This is a genomic window from Pseudosulfitobacter pseudonitzschiae (genome assembly GCF_002222635.1).
GTDB classification, from domain to species: domain Bacteria; phylum Pseudomonadota; class Alphaproteobacteria; order Rhodobacterales; family Rhodobacteraceae; genus Pseudosulfitobacter; species Pseudosulfitobacter pseudonitzschiae_A.
In genome coordinates this window covers 1,531,179-1,553,654 of the sequence record NZ_CP022415.1, presented here as the reverse complement: position 1 = coordinate 1,553,654, position 22,476 = coordinate 1,531,179, and the positions used below count along the sequence as shown (strand labels likewise).

The following is a 22,476-nucleotide window of genomic DNA, read 5'->3' as shown; positions in this document are numbered from 1 at the left end:
AATGGAATTGAAAGATAAAATTGTTATCGTAACCGGTGCCGCCAGCGGCATCGGGCGCGCCATGTGTGAAGCCTATAGCGCCGAAGGCGCCATCGTGATCTGCGTTGATCGCGATTTCAAAGGGGCCAACCAGACCGCCAACAGCATTGACGGTCTGGCCATCGAAGTTGACGTATCCAGCGAAACGCAGATCGTGGCGATGATCGAGCGTGTTGAGAACGAGGTGGGCCCGATTGATCTGTTCTGCTCGAATGCGGGTATCTCGATCCCCGGCGGTGTCGAGGTGGATAACGACGGCTGGCAGCGTATCTGGGAAATCAACGTGATGTCCCACGTTTGGGCGGCGCGCAAGCTGGTGCCGCTGATGTCGGAACGCGGCGGTGGCTATCTGCTGAATACCTCGTCGGCGGCGGGCCTGCTTAATCAGGTGGGAAGCGCGCCTTATGGCGTTACCAAACACGCCGCTGTGGGACTGGCCGAGTGGCTGGCGATGACCTATGGCGATCAGGGCATCAAGGTCTCTGTTCTCTGTCCTCAAGCCGTGCGCACCGAAATGACACGCGGGCACGAGGATCATGTGGCATCGATCGACGGCATGATGGAGCCGAACGTGGTTGCCCAAGCCTGTGTCGAGACCATCCGAAACGAGACGTTTCTGGTACTGCCGCATCCCGAAGTCATGGGATACATGCGCAACAAGACCGAGAACTATGACCGCTGGATTGGCGGCATGCGCAAGCTGAACCGCAAGTTCGGGCAGTTCAATGACGCCTGACGGCGCATCACGTCAAAGGATAAATATATGATCGGTTACACGACCCTCGGCGTGTCGGACATGGAACGCGCCAAACAGTTCTACGCAGAGCTTTTCGCATCGAAGGGCGCGAAAATCGTCACAGACATGGGGCGCATCGCCTTTATCAGCACAGGGCGCGGCCAGCCGATGCTGGCGGTCTGCGAACCCTATGACAAACAGCCCGCCAGCGCAGGCAACGGAACGATGGTAGCCTTTGTTGCGGATAGCAAGGAAGAGGTCGACGCGATCTATGCGCGCGCGATCGAACTGGGTGCCATAGACGACGGCGCACCGGGCCAGCGCATTCCCGATAGGTTCTATGGCGCCTATGTGCGCGATGCCGACAACAACAAGCTGTGCTTTTTCGTTTTTGGATAAGGACTTGCGGCGCGCATTATGTGCGCCGCTTACACCGCGTCAATCGCGCGGTTTTATCTCGCGCATCAGCCCCTCTTGGGCGGTCGAGGCCACCAGCACACCATCCTGATTGTAGATGCTGCCACGGTTGAACCCGCGCGCACCACCTGTCCACGGGCTGTTCATCGTATACAAATGCCAGTTTTCGAAATGCACCGGCGCGTGGAACCACATGGCGTGATCCAGACTGGCGGTCATCACCTTTCCGTTCATCCACGTCAGACCGTGCGGACGCAGCGACGACCCCAGCAGGTTCATATCCGACGCGTAGGCCAGCATGCAGTGCTGCATTTGCGGACTGGATCCTTTGGCGGCGGACATGCGGAACCACGACTGGTTTTCGTCTGACGTGATTTCCGGCTCGAACATGTCGCGCGGATTGACGTCGTGCAATTCTATGGGACGCGGACGCATAAAGTCGGCACGACGGCTTTCGGGGACGCGGTCCAGTTCATCGGCACGCAGCTTGTTGCGGTCTGGCCAATTCTCTGGCCCCGAGACTTGCGGCATCGGATGCTGGTGATGGCGGCCCGGTTCTTCGACGTGAAAGCTGGCCGACATGTTCAGGATCTGCTTGCCGTGCTGGATCGCCACCACGCGGCGGGTGGTAAAGCTGCCCCCGTCGCGGGCGCGGTCCACCTGATAGATCACCGGAATTTCCGGATCACCGGGCCGGATGAAATAGGCGTGCAGGGAATGGCACAGCCGGTGCGGCACGGTGCCATAGGCCGCAGCCAGCGCCTGACCGATGACCTGCCCGCCGAAAATACGGGTCGAGGTTTCACCACCCTGCCCTGTACCCCGAAACAAATCGACTTCGAGTTGTTCGACTTCGAGCAGGTCCAGAAGGGTCTGGTGGGCATCTGTCATGTGGCACGGGCCTTTGCGTAATCTATGAAAAAGTCGAAGCTGGCGGGGTTGGCCATAGAGTCGCGGTTGACGACATGGACCGGATCACCGCCCAAAAGCAGCTTTTTCACCGGAACTTCAAGTTTTTTCCCTGATAGGGTGCGTGGAATATCGGCCACTTCGATGATTTCATTGGGCACAAAACGCGCCGAAACACCGGTGCGAATGGCGTTGTTGATCTTGTCTTTTAGGGCATCATCCAGCCGTTGCCCCTTGGCGGGAACCACGAACAGCGGCATGAAACTCTCGCGGCCCAGAAACTCCAGATCGACCACAAGGCTATCCATGATTTCGGGCAATCCCTCGACCGCCTGATAGATTTCGGCCGATCCCATGCGCAGCCCCTTGCGGTTGATCGTGGCGTCGGAACGGCCAAAGATCACCGACCCGCCGCGCGCGTTGATCTCGATCCAGTCCCCATGCCGCCAGATGCCGGGATAGGTGTCGAAATAGGCGTCATGCAGACGGCTGCCATCTTCGTCGCCCCAGAAATACAATGGCATCGATGGCAGCGGCTGGGTACATACCAGCTCGCCCACCGCGCTGATCAGCTCGGTGCCCTCTTCATCAAAGGCGCGCACCGCATTGCCAAGCGCACGACATTGCATTTCGCCTGCGCGCACTGGCATGCTGGGATGGCCCAGCACAAAGGCGCCCGCCAGATCGGTGCCACCTGAAATGGGTGCCAGCCAGACGTCCTCCTTTACCTCGGTGTAAATCCAATTGTAGGCGTCTTCGGACAATGGCGATCCGGTCGATCCCAGCGACCGCAACGCTGACAGATCGACATCGGTGCGCGGTGAAATGCCCGCTTTCAGACATCCCGCATAGAAGGCCGCGCCTGCGCCGAAATAGGTCAGCCCCTCGTCCGCGACAAAGCGCCAGACCACACCCATATCGGGATGATGGGGCGCGCCGTCGTACATCGCCAGCATCGCACCCTGCCCCAGAGCCGAAAATTGCGAGTTCCACATGATCCAGCCAGACGAGGTCAGCCAAGCATAGCGGTCTTTCGGCCCCAGATCCTGATGCAGAGACTGTTTGGCCGATTCCAGAACGATGCCGCCATGGCTGTGCACGATGGGCTTGGGGTTGCCGGTGGTGCCGGACGAATAGACAATCCACAGCGGATGCTCGAACGGCACCTGTTTGCTATGCAACGTGGCGTTGCGGTTGATCAGAGTGGCCCAATCGGTCCAACCATCGGGAAGCGCGTGCGCTACGGGCACCATGATGCGGTTGGTTACACTGGGCAGGCCCGCGCTGATCTGTTCGATCACGGCACTGCGATCCACCGGTTTGCCCGCGTGGGTATAGCCGTCTTGCGCGATCAGCACCTTGGGCTCGATCTGGGTAAACCGGTCAAGGATCGCCACATGCCCCATATCAGGCGCACAAAGCGACCAGACAGCCCCCAGCGACGCGGTCGCCAGAAACGCAATCACAGCGGTCTGCGTGTTGGGCAGGATCGCGACCACGCGGTCACCCTGACCCACGCCCATATCCGCCAGATGCGCCGCGACCGAAGCCACCTGCGCCCGTAGTTCGGCCCACGTCAGGCTGGTCCGGTCGAAAGTTTCCGATTGCACAACCACAGCCACATCGTCAGGCCGCATGTCAGCATGGCGCAGCAGATGGTCGACATAGTTCAGCTTGGCCCCAGGCCCCCACTCGGCCCCCGGCATCCGGTTTTTCGCCAAAAATATGGTGGGCGGCACCGATGCGGGCAGGTCAAAGAATTGCCAGATCGCCGACCAGAACCCCTCCAGATCGGTCACCGACCAGTCCCACATCGCGCCGTAATCGGTGAACGTCAAACCGCGCTCGGCTTCTAGCCAGCGTTCGAACCGCGCCATCAAGGTGCCTGCCACGCGCTCGGCACTTGGCGTCCAGAGAATACGGCGGTCGGTCATGACAATGCTCCGTGGATCAGCGCTTTTAACTCGGGGCGTGCCGGATAGCTGCTTGACGGGCTCAGCTGGGTGAAAAACACAACCGACAGGTCATGCACAGGATCAACCCAAAAAAATGTCGATGCCATTCCGCCCCAACTGAAATCGCCCACTGATGACGGCGTGCGGGTGCGTGCAGGGTTCAGAACGGTCGATCCGCCAATGCCAAAGCCCATGCCGGTCATCGGTTGTTCGGCAAAGCTGGAGGGGCCCATGCTGGCAATCTCTCCGGGCAGGTGGTTGGCCATCATGAACCGCAGGGTGGCTGGCGACACAAGCCCCTGCCCGCCTGTGCGCAGCGCCTCGCAAAAGCGCATGTAATCGTCAATGGTTCCCACCAGACCGCCGCCTCCTGACAGGGTGCTGGGCGCACGGAAGGGCGATCTGTCCGCCACATCGACACAGCGCAGCGTGTCCGCGCTCTTGTTTTCGGCGTTGTTCAGCGCCATCGCACCACTGGCCAACGGCGTATACAGCGACGCAAAGCGGTCCAATGCACCGTCGGGCACAGCAAAGCCGGTTTCGGTCATGCCCAGCGGATCGAAAATGCGGGTCTGGAAATACGCGTCAAGCGATTGGCCCGACAGCACCTCGACCACGCGGCCGATCACGTCGATACCAACGGAATATTCCCAGCGTGTGCCGGGTTGAAAGGCCAACGGCAACGTGCCCAAACGCTGGCATACCTCGGCAAGCGACCCCTCCGAGGGACCAAACAGCAGCTTGGCGTCTTCCATCGCTTTGGGCAGCACGCCGGGGTTGAACGGATAGCTGAAGCCGCCGGTGTGCGTCACGGTCTGGTGCAGCGTTGGCACGGGGCAGCGTTCTACCTGATCAATCGAGGTGGCCCCCTTGACCAATGCGTGCATGTCGGCAAATTCCGGCAGCACCGCAGACAGTGGCGCGTCCAGATGAATGCGCCCCTCCTCTACCAGCATCATTAACGCCAGCGAGGTTACGGGTTTGGTCATTGAATATATGCGCGCCACCGTATCACGGGTGAACGGTGCGGCAGTTGCCACATCGCGCAGGCCGGTGTCGTGATAGAATACCTCGGTGCCGCCTTGGTTCACCAGAACGCTGCTTCCTGCAAACTTTCTAGTGTCAACATAGGTTTGCATCCAAGGTTTAATGCGATCCATGCGGGTTTGGTCAACTGTGGGCATGTGGCGTTATCCTATCATCCGCGCCATAGCGGCGGCTGTTTCATCTGTATACCACGGCAGATCCGCTGCTGTTTCTACGGCCACGGCCTGTGCAATGCGGGCGATGGTATCTGCACGCAGTTGCGATTTGACGGCTGCGTAGGCTTGGGGCGGGATCTGCGCAAAGTCGCGTGCCGCGTCCATTGCCGCTTGCGCCAAATCCTCTGACGCGACAATCTCGTCCACCAGTCCTGCGGCCAATGCTGCATGAACATCAATGGGTTGGCCGCGCATCATCATGCGCCGTGTCATGTTCGCATCCAGCATGGCGCGCGCGATACCCAGCGGCCCTGCAGGAAATCCCACGCCAACCCGAACCTCGGCCAGTCCGAACTGGGCGTGTGGCACAGCGATGCGGTGATCCGACGCCAGAACAAAGAACAACCCACCCGCAATCGCAGGTCCGTTGATGGCGCAGATCACCGGTTTGGGGCTGGCAAAAAGCGCCATAAACCCCTGGTTCAACCCGTTAACGATGGCGCGCTGGTCATCCTCGTCAAAATGCCGGGCCTTTTTCAGGTTCAGTCCGGCAGAGAACACCTTGCAGCCTGAAGACAGCACGATAGAGCGCACATTATCATCGGATGATAAGTCATTCATAACATCTTGAAATCCCATCAGGATTTTAGGGTCCAGCGCGTTGACCGGCGCGCGTTCCAGCACCAGTTCCCGAATGCCGTTACCGTGATCTTTTTGCGTGATCCATGACTGATCTGCCATCATTTCCCCCTCTGATTTGCTGCCAATGTGACGGCTATTACAGCGCTGTCAAAGTCCAAATGCGGGGTATGACGTTGCGTTGGGGCATTTACGGTAGTCTTCATCTTGCCGGATAAACTCCGGGGTGGGGTGACGCGCACGTGCCGGGGGGCTAGCCTCCCCCGACACAATCAACCGGTCAGACTTCCAGCCATTCCTTGCGCACGTCGTCGCGTTCTTTCAACTCTTGCGGCGTGCCCTCGAACACGACCTGACCGTGACCCATCACATAGACGCGGTTCGCGATGTCCAAAGCGATCGACAGCTTTTGTTCGACCAACAAGGTGGACACCCCGCGTTTGGCGATCTCTTGCAAAACTGTGGCAACCTTTTGAACCATTTGCGGGCTCAGGCCTTCGGTCGGTTCGTCGATCATCACCAGATCGGGGTCGCCCATCAGCGTGCGGCACATGGTCAGCATCTGCTGTTCGCCGCCCGACATCACCGATGCCTCGACGTCCGCGCGTTCGCTCAGGTTCGAGAACATGTCGAACATGTCCTGCATCGCCCAGCGGCCCGCGCCGTCCTTCTGGCCCGGTTTCAAGCCAAGGATCAGGTTTTGCCGCGTGGTCAGTCCGGGAAAGATATCGCGGTTTTCGGGCACATATCCGATGCCAAGATTGGCAACCTCAAAGGCCTTTTTGCCCGCGATTTCCTGTCCGCGGAACTTGACCGAACCGTGCGGGACAACCTCGCCCATGATCGCCTTGCAGGTGGTGGAACGGCCCACCCCGTTGCGCCCCAGAAGGGCGACGATCTCGCCCTCCTGAATGTTCAGGTTCACCCCTTGCAGGATGTGTGACTTGCCATAATAGGCGTGCAGATCGGTGACTTCGAGCATCAGTGTTCTGCCTCCAGTGCAGCGCCAAGATAGGCTTCTTGAACCTTGGGATCGGCGCGCACGTCTTCGGGGCGGCCGGTGGCAATCAACTCGCCATAGACCAGAACCGAAATCCGGTCGGCCAGTCCAAAGACCACGCCCATGTCGTGTTCGACCATGATCAGGGTTTTGCCTTCGGTCACGATGCGGATCAGATCGACGATATAGTCGGTTTCCGAATGGCTCATGCCAGCGGTAGGTTCGTCCAACATGATCACGTCGGCACCACCTGCGATGGTAATGCCGATTTCCAGTGCGCGCTGCTCTGCATAGGACAATGTGCCCGCCGGTAGATCGCGCCGATTGGTCAGGTTGATCTGTTCCAGGATCTGCTCGGCGCCCTCAGTCAGCGCGCGGCTGCGCCCGACCATGGACCAGAAGTTGTACTTGTAGCCCATTGACCACAGCAGCGAACAACGGACGTTTTCAAACACTGTCATCTTTGGAAAGATGTTGGTGATCTGGAAACTGCGGCTCAGCCCCATGCGGTTGATCTCGAACGGGGCCTTGCCCGCCAGATCGTTGCCATGCAGCCGGATCGCCCCAGAGGTTTGCGGAAACCGCCCCGTGATCAGGTTGAACAGGGTGGATTTGCCCGCCCCGTTCGGCCCGATGATGGCGTGGCGTTCGTTTTCGCCCACGGCCAGATTGACGCCGCGGATAATCTCGGTCTTGCCGAAACTCTTGCGCAGGTCTTGCAGTTCAAGTGCTGCGGTGGTCATGCGGCACCTCCCTTGGTGGATGTGTTGGCTTCGGCCCAAGCGGCACGCAGCGTCGGAAGCATCATGCGCATGACGCCAAAGGCCACCACTGTGACACCGATGGCAATGGCCCACGGCAGCACGTCATGGCTGTCGAAGGTGGTCCAGAAGACGGTCATTTCCTCGTCACCCACCGAAGAATGGCGGGCGTGGAATGTCATCTCGACCAATGCGGACAGGCCCAGAATACCGATCAGCGCAGGTATCAATGTGATGATATAGGGCACCACCAGTTTTGACGCCTTGCCCATCCGGATTGCAGGTACGTGCATCATCAGCAGCCCTGCCAGTCCTCCGGGAAAAAACATCACGGTCGCAAGGAACAGAACGCCGGCATAGAACGCCCACAGGTCTGTTTGCAGCGACAGGACCGTTTGCAGTAGCGTAAAGGCAATCGCGCCGATGATCGGCCCAAAGAAAAAGCCGACGCCACCAAGGAAGGTCACCAGCAGGATCACACCCGACGAGGCGGTGTTCAGGTTCTCTTCGGTCACGATTTCGTAGTTGATTGCGAACAGGCCACCGGCGATGCCGGCGAAAAAGCCCGAGAAGATGAAGCTGTAGTAGCGCACCCAGCGTGACGAATAGCCCAGGAATTCAGCGCGTTCGGGGTTGTCGCGCACCGCGTTCGCCATGCGCCCGATGGGCGTGCGCGAAAACAGGTACATCAATAGCGCCGACAGCATCAACCAGAATGCGATCAGATAGTAGACTTCGATCTGTTGCAGGAATTCGATGCCAAAGAACGGCAAACCATAGGTCCGGTCGCCCGAAACACCCTCTTCACCGCCAAAGAACGCCACGATGATGACCGAACACGCCGCGATCAATTCGCCCACGCCCAGCGAAATCATCGCAAAGACGGTGCCCGCGCTGCGGGTCGAGAAGCTGCCAATGATCATCGCCAGCCCCATACCGAACAGGCCGCCAAAGATTGGCAGTACCGGCAGCGGCAGCATCGAAAAGAAATCGGTGTTGGACATAACGTGCATACACGCGAAACCGCCTACACCCGCATAGACAGCATGGCCAAAGCTGAGCATCCCGCCCTGCCCCAGCAGCATGTTATAGGCCAGCGCAAAGATAATGGTGATCGCCATCTGGTTCATGATGGTGATCGCCGAGTTGTCGGTGAACACATATGGCATCACCAACAAGGCAAGCCCCGCAATCACCCACGGGAACGCCGCAAGCCTCTGCGATCCGGCACGCATCCGCTGGGCGGGCTTGCTGGGATCGGTGGTGATCTGGTCGTCTCTCATTGGATTGTTCATGCGTCACGGTTCCCAAATAGGCCGTATGGGCGGAAAATAAGGATCAGCACCATCAGGATATACGGAAGGATGTCGGCGATTTGCGGGCTGGTGACAGCCCAGATATCCCTGAACATGCTTTCGCTCAGGTTCTCGGGGGTCGAAATGCCGATACCGTTCAGGATGTCTTCCATACGGATGTTGTAGGATTTGGCGAATGTGGTGATCCAACCGATCAGCAGCGACGCCACCAGTGCCCCCCATAGTGATCCCAATCCGCCGATGACGATTGTTACGAAAACGATGGACCCAAGGACAAAGGCCATGCCGGGGAATGTGCCCAGCACAGGGCCCGCAATCACACCGGCCACACCGGCCAGAGCTGTACCCACACCAAAGACACCCATGAAGATCAGCGGCACGTTGTGGCCCAGGGCCTCGACGGTGCGCGGATAGCTCAGGGCGGCCTGAATGATCATACCAACGCGCGTCTTGGTCAGCACATACAGCAGGCCAATAAAGATCGCGATCGAGATGAAGATCATAAAGACCTTATAGGCGGGGATCGAGTTGCCCGAGATGGCGAAGGCAGTAAAATTCAGAACATCCGGAATCTGGTAGGGCATCTGGTTACGAACCCAGATGAATTGCACCAATTCCTCGATCAGCAGCGCCAGACCGAAAGTAAAGATCAGCTCCGGCACGTGGCCATATTGGTGAACGCGGCGCAGACCATAGCGTTCGACTCCGGCGCCAATGACACCGACGATTATGGGCGCAAAGATCAGCCCCATCCAGAACCCCAGCGCAAGGCTGATCTGGTAGGCGAAATAGGCACCCAACATGTAAAAGCTGGCATGAGCGAAGTTCAGCACGCCCATCATCGAGAAAATCAGTGTCAGACCGGCAGACAGCATAAACAACAGCAGTCCGGTCACCAGCCCGTCGATCAAATTGACGAGTACGAGGTCCATCCGGGGTCCCTCCGAAGTAGGATGTGGCGATTTTGGTGTGAAACGGCCCGCCCCCGCAAGAGAGGGAGCGGGCCATCAAGACGTGCCTTACGGACGCTTCATTTCACATGTGGTTGCGATATCCGCCGAAGCGTTTTCAACCGTGAACTGAACTTTCAGACCATAGCCCGAGTTGTCCATGTCATAGGGTGCTTCCACTGGCTGGTGACCAAAGATGTGAATGTCCTGAACCAACTGGTGGTCTTGGGGACGCATATGCATTTCATCTGTGCTCCACAGGCTGTCCTTGAAGGTCATGCCTTCCAGCGCGTTGGCCACTTGGACGACGTCTGTCGCAGTGCCCGCTTCGTTGATCGCCTGTGCCAGCATCTGGATCACATTGGTGATACGGGTCTGGGACATGTTGCCATCTGGGTACTTGGCTTTGAACGCCTGAATGTACTCTTGTGTTTCAGGTTTGGGCGGTGGGTTGTCGTCACCTTCTGCCACCAGATAGAGCGAATCCACACCGCTTTCGCCAAAGGCGGCGGTGATACCGTCAGCAGCCGCATAATATGTGAAGATCGGGCCTTCAAAGCCGTTCTCGAGGATCGACTTGCCAAGGCCCAGCATGTCCGCGCCCCAGTTGCCGGTGATCACCGCATCCGCGCCCGAGGACACAACCTTGCGGGCATAGGGTGTAAAGTCTTTCACCTTGCCGATCGGGTGCAGCTCGTTGCCGACGATTTCAATGTCGGGGCGTTTTTCGGCCAGCATCGACACGGCAGCACTCGCCACGGCTTTACCGAACGAATAGTCCTGACCGATAACATAGACTTTTTTGACGTCCTGGTTCTCGGCGATCATGTCCGTCAGCGCAGCCATTTTCATGTCTGCGTGCGGATCGAAACGGAAGTGCCAGAAGTTACACTTTTCGTTGGTCAGTGCGGGATCAACAGCCGAATAGTTCAGGAACAGAACCTGAGTGTCGGGGTTGCGGCGGTTGTGCTTGTCGATGGCCTCGGTCAGAGCGTTCGCAACGCCCGAGCTGTTGCCCTGAACGATGTAGCGTGCGCCCTGGTCAATCGCGACCTGAAGCTGAATGAGGGATTCCTTGGGGCTGATCTTGTTGTCGAACGGCAGAATTTCGAACATATCGCCGTCCAGAACGCCACCCTTGGCGTTGACCAGCGTTTCGGCAGCAAATTCAAATTGGTGCAGGCCGTTGATGCCAGTGGCAGCAAAGCCGCCGGAGAGCGGATCAATAAAGGCAATTTTCACATTTTCGGCCATTACAGCGGCTGAGCTGACGGACAACGCCAGCGCGGCGCCGAGTCCGAGCTTGATAGATTTACGCATGAGGTTCCTCCCTAGAACATATCCCGACCTGCACTTGCGTGCATTTGCTATGCGTCGGTATGCCAAAATCCTTGCATACTGGTGGGATAAGTCAAGCGTTCGCCACGTCTGGTCGGGCAACTGTGAATATTGTCCCGAAGGTGGTCATACACGCAGCAGCGAACGGATGAGTTGGAACGGTGTTCAGGAGGAGTATTTTGGGCTGTGCTTGCAAGTTAAGTAGCTGAATAATAATAAAAAATAAAGATTACCAGTCCGTCTGTACACCGCTGAATTGTGGCCTGCGACCGCCTGAAAAATCAGCAGGTCAGCTTGTTTTTAAGGCGTGTTTTGCGGTGGGCTCACGAAAAAACCAGCCTCGGCAAGGCACCGTATTCCTTTTGACGCTGCGTCGTATTTTAGGGGTTTGCTTCCGCCCTGCAAAATTCAATTCCACTAAAATGATGATTCTTTGACGCATCGACCAATCGCCAGATCAGCTGCCCGTGCTAAGCCGTGTTGCGGCATCAACCAGCAGTTTGCCATAGGCGCTTTCAAGGTGTTTCTTCTTGACGTGGAACGACGGGCCACCCACGTTCAGCCCGTAAACACCCCGCCCGCTAAGCGCGAAAACAGGGGCTGCGATGCCGTTCACATCGGGCCGCCAGTCGCCGTAACTGCGGCAATATCCAAGGTTTTCATATTCGGCCAATGCCTGATCAAAAGTGGCTTTGCGCGTGGCGTGTCCATCGGGGTCTTTGACATTGGCACGCTCGAACATCATGGCGCGGTCGTCATCATCCATGCCCACCAGCATGGCCCGCCCGATGGCTGAATGAAAAATCGGCAGCCGCGCCCCCACCTGCATGGTCAGCGATACGTTTTCCATCGACTTTTCCACTGCCACATAGACCGCGTCGGTTTTATAGGCTTCGGCAAGGGCCACAGTGATATAGCTGTTGGGGCCGTTGGACAGCGCCCGCATTGTGTCGCGGGCACGTTCGACCATGCCCATAGAAGACAGCACAGAAAAACCCAGCCGCAGCACCCCTGCCCCCAGCCGGTAGGTTCCGGTGCGCGGATCAGCGACAAGGTATTCCAGCACGCACAGCGTATGGGTCAACCGCGACACGGTCGGTTTGGGCAGGCCGGTGCGTGCGGCAAAGTCCTGATTGGTCAGAGCCCCTTCGCCCTCCTTGAAGCAGCGCAGAATATCCAGCCCGCGCGCCAGTGCAGTGATGAAATTGCGGTCTTTGTCTTCCGCAGTATCCATCGCAAGATCGGGATCGTTCATCCCTTTGCCTCCAGTGCATCCAGCCCATGCTGTGCAAACAGCGGCACATATTGCCCCATCTGCAAGGCCCGTTCGGGGTTGGACGCATTGCCATCCAACGCACGTTTCAGCACGCCCTGAATGATCGCAGTCATGCGGAAAAAGCAGAATGCCACGTAAAAGCCGAAGTTGTCGATGGGGCCAATGCCGCGCCGTTCGCAGTATTTGGCGACAAACTCGGCATCCGTGGGCAGACCACGGGCGGTGCGGTCAATCCCGCCCAATCCGCGCCCCTCTGGCGTTGCAGGCATTTGCCATTGCATGATCACCGCAGCAAGATCCGCATAGGGGTGGCCGATTGTGCTCAATTCCCAGTCCAGAACGGCCAGACATTTGGTGCCGTCTTTTTCGAACATCATGTTGTCGATGCGATAGTCGCCATGCACCAGCGTGCGCTGGCCGTCCTCTGCTGGGATCTGCTTGGACAACGCTTCGATCAGCTTGTCCATTGCTGGCACCGTCTCGGTTTCCGAGGCGCGGTATTGCTTGGACCAGCGTCCGATCTGCCGCTCGTAATAGTTGCCCGGAGGGCCGAAGTCGGACAGGCCGACGGCGTTGATGTCCACATCGTGCAGCGCGGCCAGAACACGGTTCATATCGTCCAGCACGGCGGTGCGGTCGGCCTTTTCCAACTCGTCCAGCGAGGGCATGTTGAAGTTGCGTCCATTGACGTGGTCCATGATATAGAAATCTGACCCGATGATCGTGGGATCTTCGCACAACAGGTGCATCTTGGCCACGGGCACATCCGTATCGGCCAGCGCCGATTGCACGCGAAACTCGCGGTCGACGGCATGGGCCGATTTCAGCAACTGGCCGGGCGGCTTGCGGCGCAGCACATAGTTGCGTGCGGGTGTTTTCAACAGGAATGTCGGATTCGATTGGCCAAGCTGGAATTTTTCGGCCTCGATTGGCCCCTCAAAGCCCGGCAGGTTGGCCTTCAGATAGGTTTCTACCGCGTCGAGATCCAGCGTTTGTGTGTCTTGGCTCATCTGTTTGACCCTCAGCTATATGTCAGCAAATCGTGATCGGTGTCGAAATGCGGTGTGGCGTTGAATTGATGCACGAAATGGCGCGTGCCGGAAAAGACGAACTTGGTCACGGCGGTGTTCTTGATCTGAAGGTTCAGCTCCATCATCATCCGCGCCGGCGCTTCCATTGCGCTTGACACCAATTGCCCAATGACCCCGCCGGACGTGACCACCAACACCCGCCGGGCGCCGTCGCGCGTGGCGTGTTCCATAGCAGCCGCTGTTCGGTCAACAAAGGTCTGATAGCTTTCCGAGGCATCGGGCAAACCGCCCGCCTGCCATTCCAGAACAGTGTCGCGCAGCGTGCGAAAGTGGGATTTGCGGTCGCCCCGCACATCGTCGGGCATCTGACCCTGAAACCGCGCCATCAGCAGGTTGTGAAAGTCGTATTCATTGAACCCTGCGTGCTCTTCGGATGCATCGTCATAGCCCATCGCGGTCAGCGTGTCACGCTGCCGCTCTAACGTGCCGGTGACCAGACGGTCGGGTGTCCAGCCGGTGCTGCGCAGCCAGTCGCCCAAGGCTGCCGACTGGGCGTGGCCCTTTTCACTCAGACAGTCATAGTTGTCGGCCCCGAACGAGGCTTGCCCGTGGCGGATCAGGTAAAGCTCGGCCATTGCTCAGTGCCTCACTCTGCAAACTCGGCGGCCAGCCGTTTGCCCGCAGCATGATATTCGTCGGCAATCCGGTCAACGACGCCCGCCGCTGGCCCGACCGATTTGACCGCACCAATGCCCTGCCCCGCGCCCCAGATGGATTTCCATGCCTTTGGCTTGGACGAGCCGTCGCCAAAGTTCATCGACGACGCATCCGCCGACGGCAAGTTGTCGGGGTCCATGCCCGCAGCCTGAATCGAGCCGCGCAGATAGTTGCCCGACACACCTGTGAACAGCGAAGAATAGACGATGTCTTCGGCGCTGCCGTCTGCGATCATCTGTTTGTATTCGGGTTGGGCATTGGCCTCGTCCGTGGCAATAAAGGCAGACCCGGCATAGCCAAGATCGGCCCCCATCGCGCGGGCCGCCAGCAGCGCCTCGCCCGTGGCGATGGCGCCTGACAACAGCAGCGGACCGTCAAACCAGCCGCGGATTTCGCGGACCAGCGCAAAGGGCGATTGCATCCCCGCGTGCCCACCCGCACCGGCAGCCACGGCGACCAGACCATCGGCCCCTTTGCTGATCGCCTTTTTGGCGAACGTGTTGTTGATCACATCGTGCAGCACGATGCCGCCGCACGAATGGGCCGCTTCGTTGACCTCTTCGCGCGCGCCCAGCGAGGTGATCCAGATCGGCACCTTGTGACGCGCACAAATCTCTAGATCGCGCTCCAGACGTGCGTTCGAACGGTGGACGATCTGGTTGACAGCAAAGGGGGCGGCGGGGTTGTCGGGGTTCGCCTGATTGTGGCGGTCCAGCTCTTCGTTGATCTGCGTCAGCCAAGTGTCCAGAAGCGGGTGTTCGCCTTCGGCTTCGCGGGCGTTCAGTGCCGGAAAGCTGCCGATCACACCGGCCTTGCACTGGGCAATGACCAGCTCGGGAACCGAGATGATGAACAAAGGCGATGCCACCAGTGGCACGCGCAGCCCTTGCAGGGCCGTTGGAAGATGGCTGTCGTCACGGGGCATCGGGATATGTCTTTCGGTTTGGGAATGGGGTGGGCTGTGCGCCCACCCGTCTGTTGTAATGGTATAGTCGGCGGCGGTGCCGCCGCGTTTGTTAGAGAACCTCAAACAAGCCTGCCGCACCCATCCCGCCGCCAACACACATGGTGCACACCACGTATTTCGCGCCGCGACGTTTGCCTTCGATCAGCGCGTGGCCGACCATGCGCGCACCCGACATGCCGTAAGGGTGACCGATTGAAATCGCGCCGCCGTCGACGTTCAGTAACTCATCGGGGATACCCAGCTTGTCGCGTGAAGCGATGACCTGACAGGCAAAGGCCTCGTTCAGTTCCCACAGGCCGATGTCTTCGATTTTCAATCCGTGCGCTTCCAGAAGTTTCGGCACGGCATAGATCGGGCCAATACCCATCTCGTCAGGTTCGCAACCAGCAGCCATCACGCCCACATAGCGGCCCAGCGGCTGAAGACCGCGCTTTTCGGCTTCCTTGGCTTCCATCACCACGGCAGCAGATGCGCCATCGGACAATTGCGAGGCATTACCTGCGGTGATAAAATTGCCCTCTTTGAGGTGGATGCCATCCTTGAACACGGGCTTGAGCCCCGCAAGGCTTTCGGCGGTGGTTCCGGGGCGGTTGCCCTCGTCTTTTTCCAGCGTGATCTCGTGTTTGGAAATTTCTTTGGTTTCCTTGTCCTGAATCATCATCGTGGTGGTCATCGCGACTATTTCATCGTCGAAACGGCCCGCTTGCTGCGCCTGATGGGTCAGTTCCTGACTGCGCGCGGCATATTCGTCCTGCGCTTCGCGGCTGACGTTAAAGCGTTCAGCAACGTTCTCGGCTGTTTCCAGCATGGTCATGTAAATCTCGGGCTTGTGCTGCTTCAGCCACGGATCGGCATTGACGCGCATTTCGGGCGTCTGGACCATCGAGATGCTGTCGACGCCGCCACCGATGACAATGTCCATGCCGTCACTGATGACCTGCTTGGCCGCCGTGGCAATCGCCATCATCCCCGAGGCACATTGACGGTCCAACGACATGCCTGCAACGGTGACGGGCAAACCCGCGCGCAGCGCAGCCTGACGGGCGATGTTGCCTGCCTGATGGCCCTGTTGCAGCGCCGACCCGAAAACGCAGTCGGAGATTTCCGACCCGTCAAGGCCTGCGCGTTTCACTGCGTTCTCGATGGCATGTGCCGCCAGAGTTTGCGGTGTGGTTGCATTGAAGGCGCCGCGATAGGCCTTGCCGATCGGGGTGCGGGCGGTGGAAACGATTACTGCGTCACGCATAGAGTGGGTTCCTTGTTGGTTGGACGGGACATTCGGGGCTCTGCCCCGGACCCCGGGATATTTGGGGCCAAAAGAAGTTTACCAGTCGAGTTTGATTCCTTTCGCCTTGGCGGCGGAAAGCGCGAATTTGCGGGTCTGGCCAAACGCGTCGGCCAGCTCTTCCTGACCTTGCGGGGCGGAAATCTGATCCCACTTGGCGGCTACGGCCTCGGGGGTGATGTCGCCTTCGATCAGCGCGCCGGCGGTCTCGTAGACACGGGTGAGGGCAAAGTGCCCTGCCCCTGCGCCCAGAATCTTGCGGCTGGGGCCATCTTCCGAAACCAGATAGAGCACGCCAGGTGTGATGGTTTCAGGCTTGAGGAGCTCCAGCGCCTCGGGGGGCAGCAGGTTTTCCGTCATGCGGGTGGCTGCAGTGGGGGCTAGCGTGTTGACGCGGATGTTGTCGCGCGCACCTTCCAGATGCAGCACGTTCATCAGCCCCATGACACCGGCCTTGGCCGCGCCATAGTTGGACTGGCCGAAATTGCCGTAAAGACCCGAAGCCGATGTGGTCACTACGATGCGCCCGTATTGCGCGGCGCGCATGTGCGGCCAGACCGCATGGCAGCAGTTGGCGGTGCCGATCAGGTGAACATCGACGACCTTGCGAAAGTCATCCATCGTCATCTTGCCGAAGGTCTTGTCGCGCAGGATGCCAGCATTGTTGATCAGAATGTCGATGCGGCCCCATTTTTCCATGGTTTTGACGATCATGTCGTTGACCTGTTCGGCATTCGACACATCAGCGCCGTGGGCGATGGCTTCGCCGCCCAACGCTTCGATTTCGGCCACGACCTTTTGAGCGGCGTCCGATCCGGTGCTGGCGCCGTCGGTGGTGGCACCCAGATCGTTGACCACAACTTTGGCACCGCGCTCGGCCAGACCCAGCGCATGGCAACGGCCAAGGCCGACACCTGCGCCAGTTACGATTGCAACGCGATCATCAAAACGGATCATGGTTCAGCCCTCCAGAGCGGCGCGGAAAAGATTGGGGCCCGACATCACCTGAATGCCGCCCGAGACCGGCAGGATCGCGCCGGTGATATAGCTGCCACCACGGCCACACAGAAACTGCATGCAGCCTGCGATGTCTTCTTCGCGGCCTACGCGACCCAGTGGCACGTCATCACCCACCTTGCTGCGTGTCGTTTCGTCTGCGGTGGCAAATGCGGTCATGCGGCTGACAAAGGGCCCCGGTGCCAGCGCGTTTACCGTGACATGCTGGCTGGCCAGTTCCTTGGCCATGATGCGGGTGATCTGGTGTACCGCAGCTTTGGAAGCTGCATAGCTGTAGGCCCCGTCACCCAGCGGTGCGTCACCCATGACCGACCCCACGTTGACCACACGGGCCGGATCATCGGCGTTGGACGAGGCGATCAGCAGCGGCAGCAACGATTGGGTCAGGCTGAACATGCCCGCGTTGTTCACATTCATTACCTTGGCCCACGCATCAAACGGGAATTCACCCAGTTTTGCGCCCCAAGAGATGCCTGCATTGTTCATCAGAATGTGCAGCTTGTCGGTGCGCTCCTGCACGGCCTTGGCCAACGCCTCGACGCCCTCTTCGGTGCCGACATCGCCTGCGAACCCTTCGACGCTGCCCGGCGCATTCATCTGGTTTAGCTCTTCGGCGACGGCCAGGCAAGCGTCGGCCTTGCGCGACGCGATCAGCACATGGGCGCCCGCCTGCATCAGGCCCGTGGTCGCCATACGGCCAATTCCGGTGGCGCCGCCGGTGACAAAGGCGATCTTGCCCTTCAATGAAAACAGTTCATTCGGTGTCATAGTTCATCCTTTACTTCAAAAGCCGCGCGCGGCGGCGACTTTTGCTGCGTGATAGCCGTAGTCGCCCAGCCATTCGGTGGCAACGCGGGCGCGTTTCATGAAAAACCCCATGTCGAAATCATCGGTCATTCCGATGCCGCCGTGCATCTGCACGCCTTCGATCACCGCAAGCTTGGCGGTCTGGGCCGCGCGGGCCTTGGCCAAAGAGACAGCCAAAGTGGCATTGGCGGGGTCTTCGTCCAGTTTGCGGCCTGCATGACGAACCGCAGACAGCGTAATTTCCGTTTCAGACCAAAGGTGTGCGGCGCGGTGTTGAAGTGCCTGAAACCGACCGATTTCAACGCCGAACTGTTTGCGTTCCTTCAGATAGCCAACGGTCATTGCAAAGGCTCCGGCACTAAGGCCCAGCATTTCGGCAGAGAGTGCAGCCTGACCCGCTTCCAGTGCGGGTTTCAGCACGGTCATTGCATCATCGACCGCGCCCAGCACGTCGTCGCCGGTGGCCTGTACATTGTCAAAGGTAACCGTTGCCGCATCACGGGCGTCAACCAAGCTTTGCACTGTTCGGGTGATCCCGTTGCGGTCTGCGGGCAGATCGAACAGGGTCAGACCGGCACCGGTTCTGGCCAGCACAAGCAGGCGGTCGGCATTGCCGCCATCGACCACGAAGCCTTTGGTGCCGCTCAGACGGAACCCGTTGCCATCGGCGTGCGCCTCAAGCTGCGTACCTTCGGGGTTGTGTTTATGGCCCTCGTCCACCGCAAGGCCGTAGATCACGTCGCCCGCAGCAATCGCACCCAGCGCATCACGCGCGCGGTCCGTGGCCACCTGACGCAGCGCAGTCGCGGCGATCACGGCGGTCGAAATAAACGGCGAGGTCGCCAGCGTCTTGCCCATCTCTCCCGCTAGAACACAGGCCGCGGCGTGGCCCATGTCCGAGCCACCTGCCTCTTCTGGTACCAGCACGCCGGTCCAGCCCATCTGCGCCATCTCTGCCCAGAGTTTTGCATCATGGGTCTGGCCCGCATCGCGCAGCTTGCGAAAGTGCGACACAGGGGCCGCCCCGTCCAGAAAGCCGCGTGCGGCGTCTTGCAACATGGTTTCGTCTTCGGTCAATAAAAGTGTGCTCATGTCGGCAGCCCCAATACGCGGCGGGAAATAATCGACAGCATTACCTCGGATGTGCCGCCTTCGATCGAATTGGCCTTGGTACGCAGCCAGTCGGATGCCAGCCCGCCGTACTTGCCGTCCCATTCCAGCGCATCAGAGCCGCCTGCGGACATCATCAGCTCGTGCCGACGCTTGTTCAGCTCGGTACCTGCGTATTTCAGCATGGCCGATGCATCACCCACGCCACCGCCGCTTTCGGCCTGATCCTTGTAGCGTTCGAGCGTCAGCGCCACGGCCAGCGCGTCAACTTCGCAGCCCATCGCCTCGGCCCGCAGAACCGGATCGGTCAGTCCGCCCTCTTGCTCATTCAGCACAACGCCCAAAGGACGCCCGCCCAGCAAGCCCTGCCCGCCGCCCGAGATCATCTCGCGTTCGTGGGTCAGCAGGTGTTTGGCCACGTCCCAGCCACGGTTCTCGGTGCCGACCACGTTTGCCTTGGGCACGTGCACATCGTCAAAGAAAGTTTCGCAAAACGGTGACTTGCCCGAAATCAGGCGGATCGGTTTGGTGGTCACGCCGGGCGTTTCCATGTCGATCAAAAGGAACGTGATGCCTAGATGTTTGGGCGCGTCGCGGTCGGTGCGCACAAGCGCAAAGATGCAATCTGCCTTGTCCGCATAAGAAGTCCAGATTTTCTGGCCATTGACGATATAGTGGTCGCCGTCGCTGTCTGCTTTGGTCTGGACCGATGCCAGATCAGACCCCGCGCCCGGTTCGGAATAGCCCTGACACCAGCGCACTTCGCCGCGCGCGATGGGCGGCAGGTATTGCAGTTTTTGTTCATGCGAGCCAAAGGCCAGCAGCGCAGGCCCCAGCATCCAGATGCCAAAACTTTGCAGCGGAACACGCGCGCCAATCGCGCGCATCTCTTCGAACAGAATCTTATGATGTGCGCGGTCCAGCCCGCCGCCGCCATATTCCACAGGCCATGTAGGAACAGTCCAGCCCTTGGCGGCCATCCGGTCCAGCCACAGCTTTTGTGCGTCGCTGGTGAATTTCCAGTTGCGTCCGCCCCAGACGATTGCATCCTCGCCCGACGCGCCGTCGCGCATTTCCGGGGGGCAGTTTTCCTCCAGCCATGTCCTGACTTCCGTCCGGAATGTCTCCAGTGCGTCATCGCTCATGCTCATCCTCCCCGATGCAGCAGTGCCGTTACGTTCCGCAATGCAAAATTGCATTTCGCAATTGCGCTGGCAAGGTGTCGCAGGCAGGATCGCCCATGACAAGACGCTGTGGCCAGTCGTGCCGTTGCGTCACAGATTATGGAGGGGAACCCGTTATGAAAGCAATGTTGAGCACCGCCGTGGGCGGACCAGAGACCCTGGAATGGACAGAAATCGCCGATCCCAAGCCCGCCAAGGGCGAGGTGCGAATCGCCGTCAAAGCGGCGGGCGTGAACTTTCCCGACACGTTGATCATTCGCGATCTCTACCAGATGAAGCCGGAACGCCCCTTTGCCCCCGGTGGTGAAGTATCGGGTGTGGTTGAAGAGCTAGGCGAAGGCGTGACTGGTTTTGCCGTGGGCGACAAAGTGATCGCGATGACGGGCTTTGGCGGCTTTGCCACGCAGATGTGCGCGCCCGCCGCGTCCTGTCTGAAAATGCCCGAGGGCATGCCATTTGAAGATGCGGCCTGTCTGGTGCTGACCTATGGCACCTCGCATCACGCGCTGAAAGACCGCGCCAACATCCAGCCGGGCGAGACATTGTTGATTCTCGGTGCCGCTGGCGGTGTTGGTGTGGCCGCGATCGAACTGGGCAAAGCTGCCGGCGCACGCGTGATCGCCGCCGTGTCCTCCGAGGAAAAAGCGCAGTTCTGCCGCGAGGTCGGTGCCGATGATACGCTGGTCTACCCCCGCGAGATGGACAAGGACGCGCAGCGCGCCTTTTCCCAGCAGATCAAGGATCTTGTCGGACCGGGCGGCGTGAACGTGGCCTATGACGCTGTGGGTGGCATGTATGCCGAACCCGTTGTGCGTTCGATGGCATGGGCCGGTCGCTTTCTTGTTGTGGGCTTTCCCGCGGGCATTCCCAAAATTCCGCTGAACCTGACCTTGCTGAAATCCTGCCAGATTGTGGGCGTGTTCTGGGGCGCGTCCACACGCCAAGACCCAAAAGGCCATCTTGAGAACATGCAGGATCTGTTCGCGCTTTACGCCGAAGGCAAGATCAAGCCGCGCATCGGCACGGTTTTCCCGCTGCAAGAGGCAGGCAAGGCGCTGGAATATATTCAAGACCGCAAGGTGCAGGGCAAGGTCGTGTTGAAGGTCGAATGACCTCTGAACTCAGAGGCCATCCAGATGCGAAATATCGTTGAACCCGCGAATGGTCATGCGGTCGCCTTGTATCACAAGACGGCTGATCGACCCGTTCGCGGCGCCCAGAAACGCAAAGGGTTCGGACCGCGCAGCCACGGCCAGCGCGGCCCCGATCACGCCGCCATGCACGAAAACGGCAACCTGTTCGTCGATATGCGCCGACGCGATGTCCAGCAGTCCGCGCCTGACCCGCTCGAAAAAACCGTCGCGGCTTTCTGCATTGGGGATCAGGCCCCAATCCTGCGCCTCCATCGCTTGGCGGTAAACCGGATCGGCCGCTGCGGCCTTGATACGGTACAGGCCGCCATCCCAATCGCCCAGATGCACCTCGTGCAGATCGGGGTTTTGCTGCGGTGTCAGGCCCAGATGTTTAGCCAGCGGGGCCGCCGTCTGCTGCGTGCGTGTCAGTTTGGTGACATAAATCTTTGTGATCGCGTTGTTTTTCAGCCGCTCGCCCACACGCTCGGCCTGTTTGTGCCCTTGGGGATGCAGGTGCGGGTCGCCGTGCCCGTCGATCTGCGCAAAGCTGACACCTTCGCGCGCAGGCGCACTTTCACCATGCCGGATCAACATCAGATCGGCCGCCCCTTTGGGCGGCGCATAGACGGGCTGGCGGAATTCCTGAGACATGACAGACCTTTCTCTTTTTACGTTAGATAACAAGGA

At 59.4% G+C, this 22,476-nt stretch carries 22 protein-coding genes; 3 read left to right on the top strand and 19 right to left on the bottom strand.

From position 1 onward, the window contains the following. The first annotated feature begins 1 nt into the window (after position 1). On the top strand, positions 2–775 hold the full coding sequence (locus SULPSESMR1_RS07560) for an SDR family oxidoreductase (RefSeq protein ID WP_089420268.1): 774 nt from the start codon (positions 2–4) through the stop codon (positions 773–775). Between the two features lie 27 nt (positions 776–802). Next, positions 803–1,174: a VOC family protein gene (locus SULPSESMR1_RS07555; protein WP_089420267.1), complete on the top strand. Its 372-nt coding sequence runs from the start codon at positions 803–805 to the stop codon at positions 1,172–1,174. 39 nt (positions 1,175–1,213) lie between these two features. Here the strand turns inward: SULPSESMR1_RS07555 and SULPSESMR1_RS07550 are convergent, their stop codons facing one another. From SULPSESMR1_RS07550 to SULPSESMR1_RS07465, 18 genes are all read right to left on the bottom strand, one after another. After that, complete coding sequence (locus tag SULPSESMR1_RS07550) at positions 1,214–2,083, bottom strand: acyl-CoA thioesterase (RefSeq protein ID WP_089420266.1); 870 nt, start codon at positions 2,081–2,083, stop codon at positions 1,214–1,216. Then, on the bottom strand, positions 2,080–4,035 hold the full coding sequence (locus tag SULPSESMR1_RS07545) for an acetoacetate--CoA ligase (protein WP_089420265.1): 1,956 nt from the start codon (positions 4,033–4,035) through the stop codon (positions 2,080–2,082). The genes SULPSESMR1_RS07550 and SULPSESMR1_RS07545 overlap by 4 nt, the downstream gene beginning before the upstream one ends. Next, positions 4,032–5,240: a serine hydrolase domain-containing protein gene (locus SULPSESMR1_RS07540; protein WP_240311309.1), complete on the bottom strand. Its 1,209-nt coding sequence runs from the start codon at positions 5,238–5,240 to the stop codon at positions 4,032–4,034. Before SULPSESMR1_RS07540 ends, SULPSESMR1_RS07545 begins: the two co-directional genes overlap by 4 nt. 6 nt (positions 5,241–5,246) lie before the next feature. Next, positions 5,247–5,999, bottom strand: coding sequence for an enoyl-CoA hydratase/isomerase family protein (locus SULPSESMR1_RS07535; protein ID WP_089422209.1), 753 nt, complete (start codon positions 5,997–5,999; stop codon positions 5,247–5,249). A gap of 178 nt (positions 6,000–6,177) precedes the next feature. Continuing rightward, a complete protein-coding gene (locus tag SULPSESMR1_RS07530) occupies positions 6,178–6,882 on the bottom strand; it encodes an ATP-binding cassette domain-containing protein (RefSeq protein WP_089420264.1) in 705 nt (234 codons plus the stop codon). Beyond that, positions 6,879–7,640: an ABC transporter ATP-binding protein gene (locus SULPSESMR1_RS07525; protein WP_089420263.1), complete on the bottom strand. Its 762-nt coding sequence runs from the start codon at positions 7,638–7,640 to the stop codon at positions 6,879–6,881. The genes SULPSESMR1_RS07530 and SULPSESMR1_RS07525 overlap by 4 nt, the downstream gene beginning before the upstream one ends. Further along, the gene (locus SULPSESMR1_RS07520) at positions 7,637–8,953 is read right to left on the bottom strand and encodes a branched-chain amino acid ABC transporter permease (RefSeq protein ID WP_089420262.1); all 1,317 of its coding nucleotides are present in this window, start codon (positions 8,951–8,953) and stop codon (positions 7,637–7,639) included. Before SULPSESMR1_RS07520 ends, SULPSESMR1_RS07525 begins: the two co-directional genes overlap by 4 nt. After that, positions 8,950–9,906, bottom strand: a complete 957-nt coding sequence (locus SULPSESMR1_RS07515; protein WP_089420261.1) for a branched-chain amino acid ABC transporter permease — start codon at positions 9,904–9,906, stop codon at positions 8,950–8,952. Before SULPSESMR1_RS07515 ends, SULPSESMR1_RS07520 begins: the two co-directional genes overlap by 4 nt. 87 nt (positions 9,907–9,993) lie before the next feature. Continuing rightward, on the bottom strand, positions 9,994–11,244 hold the full coding sequence (locus tag SULPSESMR1_RS07510) for a branched-chain amino acid ABC transporter substrate-binding protein (protein WP_089420260.1): 1,251 nt from the start codon (positions 11,242–11,244) through the stop codon (positions 9,994–9,996). A gap of 475 nt (positions 11,245–11,719) precedes the next feature. After that, the gene (locus SULPSESMR1_RS07505; RefSeq protein WP_089420259.1) at positions 11,720–12,517 is read right to left on the bottom strand and encodes an IclR family transcriptional regulator; all 798 of its coding nucleotides are present in this window, start codon (positions 12,515–12,517) and stop codon (positions 11,720–11,722) included. Continuing rightward, positions 12,514–13,548 (bottom strand): phosphotransferase family protein, encoded by a 1,035-nt coding sequence (locus tag SULPSESMR1_RS07500; protein WP_089420258.1) that lies wholly within the window; start codon positions 13,546–13,548, stop codon positions 12,514–12,516. The genes SULPSESMR1_RS07505 and SULPSESMR1_RS07500 overlap by 4 nt, the downstream gene beginning before the upstream one ends. Before the next feature lie 11 nt (positions 13,549–13,559). After that, the gene (locus tag SULPSESMR1_RS07495) at positions 13,560–14,204 is read right to left on the bottom strand and encodes a histidine phosphatase family protein (protein ID WP_089420257.1); all 645 of its coding nucleotides are present in this window, start codon (positions 14,202–14,204) and stop codon (positions 13,560–13,562) included. 11 nt (positions 14,205–14,215) lie between these two features. Beyond that, positions 14,216–15,211: an NAD(P)H-dependent flavin oxidoreductase gene (locus SULPSESMR1_RS07490; protein WP_089420256.1), complete on the bottom strand. Its 996-nt coding sequence runs from the start codon at positions 15,209–15,211 to the stop codon at positions 14,216–14,218. A gap of 91 nt (positions 15,212–15,302) precedes the next feature. Further along, positions 15,303–16,499, bottom strand: a complete 1,197-nt coding sequence (locus SULPSESMR1_RS07485) for an acetyl-CoA C-acyltransferase (protein ID WP_089420255.1) — start codon at positions 16,497–16,499, stop codon at positions 15,303–15,305. Positions 16,500–16,577: 78 nt separating this feature from the next. Then, positions 16,578–17,495, bottom strand: a complete 918-nt coding sequence (locus tag SULPSESMR1_RS07480; RefSeq protein WP_089420254.1) for an SDR family NAD(P)-dependent oxidoreductase — start codon at positions 17,493–17,495, stop codon at positions 16,578–16,580. A 3-nt stretch (positions 17,496–17,498) separates the two neighbouring features. Continuing rightward, entirely contained in the window at positions 17,499–18,323 is an 825-nt protein-coding gene (locus SULPSESMR1_RS07475; protein WP_089420253.1) for an SDR family NAD(P)-dependent oxidoreductase, read from the bottom strand. 15 nt (positions 18,324–18,338) lie between these two features. Further along, the gene (locus SULPSESMR1_RS07470) at positions 18,339–19,454 is read right to left on the bottom strand and encodes an acyl-CoA dehydrogenase family protein (RefSeq protein ID WP_198362862.1); all 1,116 of its coding nucleotides are present in this window, start codon (positions 19,452–19,454) and stop codon (positions 18,339–18,341) included. After that, positions 19,451–20,623: an acyl-CoA dehydrogenase family protein gene (locus SULPSESMR1_RS07465; protein WP_205387968.1), complete on the bottom strand. Its 1,173-nt coding sequence runs from the start codon at positions 20,621–20,623 to the stop codon at positions 19,451–19,453. Before SULPSESMR1_RS07465 ends, SULPSESMR1_RS07470 begins: the two co-directional genes overlap by 4 nt. A 149-nt stretch (positions 20,624–20,772) precedes the next feature. Here SULPSESMR1_RS07465 and SULPSESMR1_RS07460 point away from each other — a divergent pair, with 149 nt between their 5' ends. Further along, positions 20,773–21,768 carry an NADPH:quinone oxidoreductase family protein gene (locus tag SULPSESMR1_RS07460; RefSeq protein ID WP_089420251.1) on the top strand — a complete coding sequence of 332 codons (996 nt, stop codon included), beginning with the start codon at positions 20,773–20,775 and terminating at the stop codon, positions 21,766–21,768. A 9-nt stretch (positions 21,769–21,777) separates the two neighbouring features. On the opposite strand, the gene SULPSESMR1_RS07455 is transcribed toward SULPSESMR1_RS07460, so the two are convergent. After that, a complete protein-coding gene (locus tag SULPSESMR1_RS07455) occupies positions 21,778–22,440 on the bottom strand; it encodes a histidine phosphatase family protein (RefSeq protein ID WP_089420250.1) in 663 nt (220 codons plus the stop codon). Between the last annotated feature and the right edge of the window lie 36 nt (positions 22,441–22,476).